At 72.1% G+C, this 10397-nt stretch carries 5 protein-coding genes; 1 reads left to right on the forward strand and 4 read right to left on the reverse strand.

The genetic code is table 11. From position 1 onward, the window contains the following. Positions 1 to 259 precede the first annotated feature (259 nt). Positions 260 to 3415: an NACHT domain-containing protein gene (locus tag ACFFNX_RS31190; protein WP_378209454.1), complete on the reverse strand. Its 3156-nt coding sequence runs from the start codon at positions 3413 to 3415 to the stop codon at positions 260 to 262. A 34-nt stretch (positions 3416 to 3449) separates the two neighbouring features. Beyond that, positions 3450 to 7391 carry a type VII secretion protein EccCa gene (gene eccCa, locus ACFFNX_RS31195; RefSeq protein ID WP_378209455.1) on the reverse strand — a complete coding sequence of 1314 codons (3942 nt, stop codon included), beginning with the start codon at positions 7389 to 7391 and terminating at the stop codon, positions 3450 to 3452. Between the two features lie 143 nt (positions 7392 to 7534). Here eccCa and ACFFNX_RS31200 point away from each other — a divergent pair, with 143 nt between their 5' ends. After that, positions 7535 to 8980, forward strand: a complete 1446-nt coding sequence (locus ACFFNX_RS31200) for an EsaB/YukD family protein (RefSeq protein ID WP_378209456.1) — start codon at positions 7535 to 7537, stop codon at positions 8978 to 8980. Here ACFFNX_RS31200 and ACFFNX_RS31205 read toward each other — a convergent pair. Both ACFFNX_RS31205 and ACFFNX_RS31210 read right to left on the reverse strand, forming a co-directional pair. Continuing rightward, positions 8965 to 9600, reverse strand: coding sequence for a DUF2238 domain-containing protein (locus ACFFNX_RS31205; protein WP_378209457.1), 636 nt, complete (start codon positions 9598 to 9600; stop codon positions 8965 to 8967). The genes ACFFNX_RS31200 and ACFFNX_RS31205 overlap by 16 nt on opposite strands. Positions 9601 to 9641: 41 nt before the next feature. Beyond that, entirely contained in the window at positions 9642 to 10322 is a 681-nt protein-coding gene (locus ACFFNX_RS31210) for an Hsp70 family protein (RefSeq protein WP_378209458.1), read from the reverse strand. Positions 10323 to 10397: the final 75 nt, after the last annotated feature.

Consider the following 10397-nt stretch of genomic DNA (forward strand, 5'->3'; position numbering starts at 1 on the left):
GACGCCGGGACGCCGGGACGCCGGGACGCCGGGACGCCGGGACGCCGGGACGCCGGGACGCCGGAGCGGCGGAGCGGCGGGAAAAGCCTACGGCTCCGGTCGCTCGCTCGCCGACATCCGCGCCTCGATCCTGCGAGCCGTCGCACCACCATCGAACTCCGACGGCACGCGAGCGCTCTCCGCGACGCCGGGCCGATCACCGCGCGGCGACGTACCGCACACCCTCACGACACCGGGCCGCGCGGCCGCGGCCGGAGCGTCAGTCGCTCGCGATGACGATCGCCTCGGCGGCGTTGGAGCGGCCCGTGCGCCGCCGTTCCAGCCAGGTGGCGCCGGCCGCGATGTGCCGGAACAGGTCGCCCAGACCGGTTCTCCGCCGGATGTCGGCCTCGACGGCGAGGCAGAGCGCGCCGAGGCGGATCGCGGTGGCCGTCGCGTCGGTGAGGTCCTCGCTCCGGTCGAAGGCCGGCGTGGCCACCCGTTCGAGCGTCTTGGCCATCTCCGCCGCCCAGAGTGTCGACGGCAGGAGGTTCGGCGCCTTCAGGAGAAGGCCCTGGATCTCCGCGACGGCGTCCGTGACCATCCGGTGGCCGCCGTCCGGCGACACCGTGAAGCCGGTGTCGCCGATGCGCGCGGTGGCCGCGAACTGCTCCGCGAAGCCGTCGACGACGGCCTCCGGGCGGCGGTGGTCGCGCAGCAGACTGCGCGAGAGGCTCTGGGAGAGCGCCCGGCCGATCGCGAGATCGTGAACGCGGTCGCGCGCGCTCGCGTGGTCGCGGGCGAGGTCTCGCGTGCGCGCGGACCTGCGCCGGTCGCGTTCCAGATCGTGCCGGAGGGCGAGCAGCGCGCCGCGAATGCGGTCCAGGTCCCCCAGGTACGGCGACTCGTCCCGGGGCGCGAGTCCGAGGCCCGTCGTGAGGTCGGTCACCAGCCCCCAGGCCAGCTCGCGGACGAACTCCGGGATGGCCTCGCGGGGCATCTCCGCGCTCAGCTGGTTGACGACCTCCCGGATCCTCGCGCTGTCGCGGTTCAGGCCGAACTCCAGGTTGAGGCCGATGTCGAAGGCGCGCACGAGACTGTTGGCCAACGCCGTGTTGAGGGCGGCCGCGAGGTCCGTGAGCTGGGCCAGGGCCCGGTCGAGACCGGGGTCGGGGGCGGTGTCGAGGAGGCGGAGGAGGACGCCTACGGACGACTTCGCGCGCACCAGGAAGATCGCGATGAGGGCCGGCGTCCGACGGCGGAGATCCGCGATGACGTCCTCACGGAGCAGGCCGCCCTCCACGGAGCCCGGATGAGGTGTTCCCTCCGGTATCCAGAGCACCGGGCTCGCTCCGTACGCGGCTGGCTGCGTCCAGTAGCAGACGCCCGTACGGCGGATGATCCGCTGCACCCTGCGGTCGCCCAGCTCCTCCGGCGTGGGCAGGCGGTGGAACAGGTCACCGCCGAGCAGGTCGTTCACCCAGGCGACGAACGCGGCCGCGTCGCTCGCGCGGGTGCCCAGCGCGATCTCGTGGTCGGTGCCCGGCGTCGCCGCGGCGTCCGGCCGCCGCCTCCCCTGCGTGTCCCGGAGGAACAGCGCGTAGATCTCCCAGTTGACGGGCAGGGCGCAGATACGGCTTCCGTTGGAGGCGTACACGAGCTGGTGCAGGTGGCGCGCCACCAGCACGCTGGCGACGAGCCGGGTGTGCTGGACGCTGCCCGGGTCGGCGTGCTCCAGCACGTGGTTCAGCTCGTCCTGGAGCTCGGGGGCGAGTTCGCCCGCCTCATCGGCACAGTAGAAGGCCAGGGCGAGCGCGGCCGGGCCGCGAGAGCGCAGACACGCCTCGATGATGGGGCCGGGGTCGGAGCGAGCGGCGTAGAGGAGCGTGCATTCGCGCCACCAGTCGTCGTCCACCGCGTCGACCAGCACCGAGACGAGGCCCTTCTCCTTCAGGCGCGCCGCGGCCAGGTATTCCTGGAAGGTGAAGTGGGTGAAGGCGTAGACGCTGTTCTCCCGCTCGATGACCAGGCCGTTCATGCTGACGTCGTCCAGGAACGACTCGGCAGACAGCTCCCTGGACACGCGCCGCACCGCGGGCTTGAGGATCGCGAGGCACTCCGCCCTGGTCAGATCGCGTACGCGGCGCTTCATCATCTCCAGGGCCAGCACCCGCAGAAGCATCTCCTTCTGGTCTCCGCGAGGCTCGACCGCGAGCTTCTTGGCCTCCAGCCTCCGGTACAGCATGACCTGGCAGATCTCGCTGTACAGATCGAACCGGCTTCCCGGCAGGGACCCACGGAAGCGATGGACGTTGGCGATCATCGTCAGCAGCAGCGGGTTCGCGGTCAGCTCGTACAGCCCGGGCGCCTCCCGCAGCCTCCTCCGGAGGTCTTCCGCTCCTTCTTCGGCCGAGCGCGCCAGGACCTCGTCGTTCTGCCCGCCGGACGCGTGGCGTTCGATGGTGGCGTACCAGGAACTGATGAACTGCGACATCTGCTCGTCGGTGAACCGCCGCGTCTGCAGAACGGTGGCGCCCTCGATCGGCGTGGCCTCATAGCCGCGGGGCCGCGACGTGATGACGTAGTCGTTCTCGGGGTACTCCCGGATCTGGAGTTCGATCCAGTCGGCGACCCGCCGGCGGTCCGCCTCGGAGGCGACCTCGTCGAGGCCGTCCAGCAGCACCAGGCAGTTCCCATCGCGGATCTGCCGTTCGAACCAGCCGGGCGGTTCGTCGGGAGCGAGCCGGCCGAGCGCCTCATGCACGACCTTGTCCAGCGCGATCCGCGGTGTGGCCCTGACCGTGTGAACGTGGTCGCGCAGGTACAGCAGGATCGGGATCGTCCGCCGCCGCCCTTTGCGGTGTTGGCAGATCCGGCGCGTGGTGTACCTCAGCAGCGTGGTCTTCCCGCTGCCGGGCGCCCCGACGATCGCGATGACGGCCGGGGTCACCCCGTCGAGGAAGTCCGTGATGGAGCGGCGTTCGGTCGACTCCGAGGCGGCGTCGGCGAGCAGGTCGCCGCGTATCTGGTTCGGTGCCCGGACGGCCAGGCTCACGTCGATGTACACGTCGTCGAGGTCGGGCGTGTAGAAGCCGGGCGTCGACAGCCCCTTCTGGTCGATCTTGTGCAGGCTCCGCGCGAGGTGGTGGAGGTACTTCCCCTTGAACCGCGTGAGCCTTATGCCCAGCGCCCGGTCGGCGCCCTCGATCCAGGACGTCCGCCGGCGCTGGACCAGATCCCGGACCATGCCGGTGACGAACCGCCCGACCGTGACCACCGCCCAGTACGCGATGACCGCGAGAACGGCGATCACCGGATGCTCGCGGACGAGGCCGTGTGCCAGCGCGGCCACGGCCGAAGGCGGGAGCAGCAGCGTCACGAGCCACGCCAGCCTCGGCAGGCCGGACCAGATGTTGCCGTCTTCCTTGCCGGGCATCGGTGTGAGTCTCTCCCTGGAGGCCATGTCCGGGCTACTCGTCGGTGGGCGTCTCGAGGGCGCGGCCGACTCCGCCCAGTTCGCCGCCGGAGTACAGGGCGGTCTGGACGACCCGGGCACCCGACCGCCGATCGGTGAGAACGCCCCGGCCCGGCGGGAACCGGCGGGGTCGCACGCCAGCGAGGACGCCCTCGTCCCTGTTCCCCGACATGATCAGTGCGGGGGACGCCATGTCGGTGATGCGCTGAACGATCGGGTCGAACATGCCCCGGCCCGCGCCCCCGCTGCTGCGCGCCACGATGACGTGCAGGCCGATGTCGCGTGCGTTGGGGAGGAGCTCGGCCAGCGACGCCAGTGGGTTGCCCGACGACGTGGCCACGAGGTCGTAGTCGTCGGCGAACACGAACAGGTCGGGCCCCTTCCACCAGGACCGGGTCCGCAGCTCCTGCGGCGGGAGATCCGTCGGCGGGAGCCGCCGCGCCAGCGCGTCCCGTACGTCCTGCACGAGCGTCTTCGCCCCCGACGCCGATGCCGCGTAACCGATGCGGTGCTCGCCGTCGGTCGCCTCCAGCAGGCTGCGGCGGTAATCGAGGACGATGAACCGGGCCGCCTCCGGCGTGTACCGCTCGACGAGCGCGTTGGCGATCAGCCGCAGAAGATTGGACTTGCCGCATTCGTTCTCGCCGATGACCAGGAAGTGCGGCGCGGCGCCGAAGTCCAGCAGCACCGGCGCCAGCTCGTCCTCGTCGATGCCGATCGGCACCTGCCGCCCGGTCTCCTCGGCCGTCGGCAGCGCGGACGACGGGAGCACCGCCGGCAGCATCCGGACCTGCGGCGCGGCCGGGCCCCGCCAGGCCCCGCTCACCGCGTGGACCAGGTTCGCCACACCGTCGGCGAGGTCATCGGCTCCGGACACGCCGTCGATCCGCGGAAGCGCGGCGAGGAAGTGCAGGCCTTCGTGGGTGATCCCGCGGCCGGGCCGTCGCTCCGGGACGTTGACCGCCGCCCTCCGGTTGAACACGGAGTCGGCCGGGTCGCCGAGCCTCAGCTCCACGCGGGAGCCGAACAGGTCGCCGATGTTCGTCCGGAACTCGAACCACCGATTCGCGGAGGCCACGAGATGGATGCCGTAGCCGAGGCCGCGTACCGCCAGGTCGGCGATGATCGTCTCTGTCTGCTCGAAGTCCTGGCGTACGCCGGACCAGCCGTCGACCACGAGGAACACGTCGGCGAGCCCCTCGCGGTGCACCCGCCGGTACGTCTCGATGCCGTCGATGCCCAGCTCGGCGAACCGGCGCTCCCGCTCGGTGAGGATCGCGGCGACCTCGGCGACCGTACGGTGGACGCGGTCGGGATCCAGCCGGTCCGCCACGCCCCCGACGTGCGGCAGCGCTCTGAGGCCGCCGAGGGCGCCGCCACCGAGGTCGAGGCAGTAGATCCACACCTCCTGGGGCGTGTGGGTCAGCGCCAGCGAGGCGATCAGCGTCCGCAGCACGGTCGACTTTCCGGCCTGCGGCCCGCCCACCACGGCGACGTGCCCGGCGGAGCCGGACAGGCGCAGCCACATCGTCTCGCGACGATGGTCGAACGGCCGGTCGACGACGCCGACCGCGGCCACCAGCCGGCCGCGGTCCTCCCAGTCCGCCGTGGTCAGGCCGAGGTCGGGGATGGTGCGCAGGCGGGGCAGGAGCCGGTCGAGCGTCGGGGACTCGTCGAGCGGCGGCAGCCAGATCCGGTGCGCCGTCGGACCCTGGCCGGCGAGCCGGTCGAGGACGACGTCGAGCACGCTCTTCTCGTCGCCGTCCCGCACCGGCTGCGAGTCCGGCGCCTCGGTGCCCTCCGGGGGGACGCGACCGGTGCCGAACGGCACGACCTGTGCGGCCGACGCGCCGCCGCGGCCCTGCCGCACCGGGCCGTGGGCTCCGGACCGGTGCGGATCATCGGCTCCGGAGACGCTCGCCGCCTTGAAGCGGACCATCGAGTCGGTGATCTTCAGGTAGCCGTTGCCGGGCTGTGAGGGCAGCTGGTACGCGTCGGGCACACCGAGGACGACGCGGCTCTCCATGGTCGAGAAGGTGCGCAGGCCGATGCGGTACGACAGGTGGGTGTCGAGGCCGCGGAGCTTGCCCTCCTCCAGACGTTGCGACGCGAGCAGCAGGTGCACGCCGAGCGACCGGCCGAGGCGGCCGATCATGACGAAGAGCTCGGCGAAGTCCGGCTTGGCCGACAGCAGTTCGGCGAACTCGTCCAGCACCACGAAGAGCGTCGGCATCGCCGGGATCTGGGCGCCGCGCTCGCGCGCCGCCTCGTAGTCGCGCGCCGAGGCGTGGTTGCCGGCCGCCCGCAAGAGCTCCTGCCGCCGCATCATCTCGCCGTGCAGCGCGTCGTACATGCGGTCGGCCAGCGGCAGCTCGTCCTCCAGGCCGGTGATGACGGCCGCGACGTGCCGGAGCCGCTCCATGCCGGCGAATGTGGCGGCGCCCTTGAAGTCGACGAGGACGAAGTTGATGACCTCCGGGGAGTGCGTCATCGCCAGGCCGAGCACGAGCGTGCGCAGCAGCTCGGACTTGCCGGAGCCGGTCGCCCCGATGACCAGGCCGTGCGGGCCGTCGCCGCCCTGAGCCGGCTCCTTGATGTCGAGCTCGACCGGACGGCCGTCGGTGTCCACGCCGATGGGCACCCGGAGCCGGTTGCGCGGTACGCGCGACCGCCAGAGGGTCTCCGGGTCGACGCTGTGGGCGTCCTGCACGCCGAGCAGTGACGTCAGCGGCATGGTCGCGGCGACGTGGTCCTCGCTCGTCGTGCGCATCGAGCCGACCCGCAACGGCGCGAGCTGGCGGGCCAGTGCCTCGGCCTGGGGAAAACCGACATGGTCGGGTGTCCACGCCGGCGCGTTCGTCTGGTCGCCCTGACGCGTGCGGACCTCGTCGTAGGAGACCTCCAGCCGCAGGATCGTCTCGGCCGATCCCCCGCTCGTCGTGCCGCTGAGGTCGATGACGCACACTCCGGCGACGGCCTCGGTGCCGAGGGAGGAACTCGGCGTGACGACACCACCGTCCAGGACGACGACGTGCAGGGGGGTCTCGAGACCGTCGCCGTGCCCGCGCCAACGGAGGCGGTAGGCGAGATCGAACGCGAGGAGATCCTCCAGATCGGTGAGATTCTCGGCGAAGAGGCGGATCGGCCCGACGGCGTCACGGCTCGTCGGATGCAACGCGTGCGGAAGCCATTTGATCCATTCCCAGTACGGGATCCGGTCCGTCGACGCGCAGACGGATATCCGCAGATCATCGGGAGAATGGAATGCGGCGAGCTGCATGACCGCCGCGCGGATCATGCCGCACACGGCGTCTCTTTCTCCGGACAGGACGATTCGGCTGAACGACTGGAGAGCGATTCCGACCGGAAGATCCGGCATGACGGAATGGGTCCGCACCAGGCGGCGGAGAGATTCCGCGCTGACCGGTTCGAGTTCCTCGGGCGACCGGCTCTCCGGCGGGACGAGCCGAACCGCGAGTTTCTGCCGGCCGGTGCCGAAACGGGCGACGCCAAAATCCGAATCTCCCGGCCGTCTCTCCCAGAGCCGCGAGCTCCTGACGATCGACCACAGGCGTTCCGGGGCCGGATTCATCCAGGTCAGCGCGGAGCGCTGGTCGCGGGCGATCTCGCTCAGCCTCGTGTGCGTCTCACGCAGGTAGCGCAGGTAGTCGCGCCGGGCGGCGCCGGGACGCAGGCCTCGCGATGTCTCGTGGGCACTCGTCCGGCCGATCTGCCCGGCGAGGGCGAGCATCACCGTCAGGGCCAGGACGAAGTCCGCGACCTTCAGGAGGCGGTCGGCCCGGTCGTCGAGCAGAATGAGGATCATCGCGGCGCAACCGCCGACCAGCGCGAGATACGTCAGCGTGTCACGAAGACCCGTACCGCCCGTTCGCGGGAGCGCGGGAGGCGGATCGAGCGGGAATTCACCCCGCGGCAACGTGGGAGGAACTCGCCGCGCTTTGCGCCGGACGAGGACGGTGCTCGTCAAGCCACCACTCCCGATGCGTTGGATTATCGAGTCAACTTCCGCCAGTCTAGGAACAGACCGCCCCGCGTCGCATCGGTTCGGCGGTCCCGGTCATGAGTAGAACGGCATGCGAGGGCCTGGTGGATCTTACGGAAGACGGGGACCTGTGCCGGGTCACGGTCGAAGGGCCCCAGCGCCGGGTCGACATGGCCCTTCCGGTCGACGTGCCGTTCGCCGATCTCCTTCCGGTGATCCTGAGTTACTCGGGCCGGGATCTCGCCGAAGCCGGATTGGAGCACGACGGCTGGATCCTCCAGCGCCTGGACGAGACGGCCATCGACGCGGGCATGACCCCCGCGCAGGTCAGTCTCACCCACGGCGACGTGCTCTACCTGCGCCCGGCGACACGGCAGCTTCCCGAGTTCTCCGTCGGCGACGCCGACGCTCCGCAGGACGCCGATCCCGGCCCGGCGAAGTGGCTGTCCGCCCTCGCGGTGAGCGTGACGGGCGGCGTCTCCGCCGCCGCCGTGGCGGTTCTGCTGCTCGGCGGATTCCCCTGGGTCGCGGTGACGGCCGTCGCCGGCGCGCTCGGCCTCGTGCTCCTCGGCCTGGGTGCCGTCGCGGCGCGGTGGCCGTCGACGTCCGGCATCGGCCTCGCCTGCCGGTTCGGCGCTCTCCCCCTCGCGTTCCTGTCCGGCCTCCACACCACGGGCCGCCACACCGCGGGCCTCCACACCACCGGCCTCCACACCACCGGCCTCCACACCACCGGCCTCGCCCACCTCGACCTGCTTCACGTGCTGACGGGCCTGGCCGCGCTCGCGCCTACGGCCCTGGCCTGCTCGCTGGTCGCCGACGGTCTGGTCCCGGTGTTCTCCGGGGTGGCCGGCGTCGCGCTGGCCGGCACGGCCGCCACCGGCCTCGGCCTCATCGTGCCCGAGCTGTCCGTCGCGGCCGCCGTGGCCCTCGTCACGACCGGCGTGCTGACGGTCCAGCGGAGCGTCCAGTGGATCGTGCGGCGCGTCAGGGCGCGGACACCGCACGTCCCGATGCGGTTGGAAGAGGCGCCGCCCGAGCCGCAGGGCACGTGGTCGTACCGGGCGATGGGAGTCCTGGCCGGGCTGACGCTCTCGACCGGCGTCACCGGTGCCCTCACCGCCGGGATCCTGGCCTTCTCCGGTGGCGGGCCCGGGTGGGCGGTGTGCGCGGTGCTCCCGTCGATCCTTCTCCTCCGCGCACGCGATGCCGACGGCGACGTCGCGCGTCACGTGCTGGTGCTGTCCGGGACGACGGGTCTCGCGCTGCTCCTGATCGGGCTGGCGCGCACGTCCGCGGCCCTCGCCGCGGTCGTGCTGGCCGTGCTGTTCGCCGGTGCGGCCGCGCTCGTCGCCGGGTGCCTCCGGATGAGCCGCCGGCCACGACGGCCGTCTCCGGACGTGGTCCGCCAGCCCTCCTCCTGGAGCCGGACCCTCGGCGCCGCGGAGGGCGTGCTGATGCTCGCCGGCGTTGTCCTGGCATTGGCGATGGCGGGCCTTTTCGCCGGTCACGTCGGGCGGTAGCCCCCATGGCCCGTGCCCCCGGCCTCGTCCGCCGGTGCGGGACGCGCCGGGCCGAGCACGGCGATGAGCACTCCGGCGAGCGTCGCGCCGGACAGGCCCAGCACCTCGTCGCCGATCGTGTCGCGGTAGATGCCGATCACCTCGTTCGTGTTCATGATGAACGTGGCGTACTCGGCCAGCTCCCACAGGATCGCCGCGATCGCGCCGAAACCGGCGCAGGCGAACGCCAGCATCCACCGCGGCAGCGCCGGGCCCCGCCGCAGCGCGATGCCGAACGCGGCGCTCACCAGGGCCCAGTTGGCGAAGTGGCAGAAGTCGTCGAACCAGGTGACGGTGTCGTAGAGGTTCGCGGCGTTGCCCGCGACGTCGATGACGAACGGAGCGACGACCAGCGCGTCCACGTCCCACGGATACCGGGCCGACCCGCGCACGCGGCGGACGATCAGCCAGACGACGGGCACGAGGACCGCCGCGAGGGGATAGGTCATCGCGCGGATGCCCATGGCCTTGGCCGCGAAGCGGTCCCAGTGCGGGTGGGCGAGCGCGAACAGCAGCAGCCCCGCCAGGGTCGCCTTCATCGCGAGGGAAAGGGTGGCCCACCACGTCGTCGCACGGTTCACAGGCGCCATTATCCGGTCGGCGTACGGACGGTCCGCGACCCTCAGAGGAGTTCCCCGTCGCGGTGGCGGAGCATGCGGGGGCGGCCGGCCGCCAGGCGATCGGCGGCGGTCAGGTCGCGGGCCGCGATCGCGGCGCCGAGGGCGACCGCCTGATCCGGGTCGACCGTCGTGTCCGCCGCGCCGCCGAGCCGCCGTTCGATCATCCGCCGGACCATCGGCATCCGCGTCGATCCGCCGACGAGCAGGATGCGGTCGACCCGCGCCCAGCCCACGCCGGCCCGGCCGAGGACCTCATCGACGACGGCCGCGGTCCGCTCCAGGAGGTCCTGCGTCATCCGCTCGAACCGATCGCGGCCGACCTCGACGGTGTAGCTCCGGTCGGCCCCGCTGAGGAACAGCCGCGTCTGGAGCGCGCGGCTCAGCGCGTGCTTGGCCTGCTCGCACCGCTCCCGCAGCTCGGCCTGGCGGCGACCGCCGTCGAGCAGGTCCGGCCCGGCCAGCTTCCGCACCTCCGAGGCCGCGTACTCCATGAGCCGGGCGTCGAAGTCGAAGCCGCCGAGCCGGCGGTCGCCGCCGGTGGCGATGATCCGCGACTCCTCGTCGCCGACCTCCATCACGGTCACCTCGAGCGTCCCGCCGCCCAGGTCGTACACCACCACGACGCCCGGCGTGACGCCGAAGGCCAGACCGGCCGCGACGGGCTCGTCGACCAGCCCGGCCACGGTGCCACGACGCCCGGCGTGACGCCGAAGGCCAGACCGGCCGCGACGGGCTCGTCGACCAGCCCGGCCACGGTG

Origin of the sequence: Actinoallomurus acaciae, assembly GCF_042429965.1 — a bacterium.
Classification (GTDB): domain Bacteria; phylum Actinomycetota; class Actinomycetes; order Streptosporangiales; family Streptosporangiaceae; genus Actinoallomurus; species Actinoallomurus acaciae.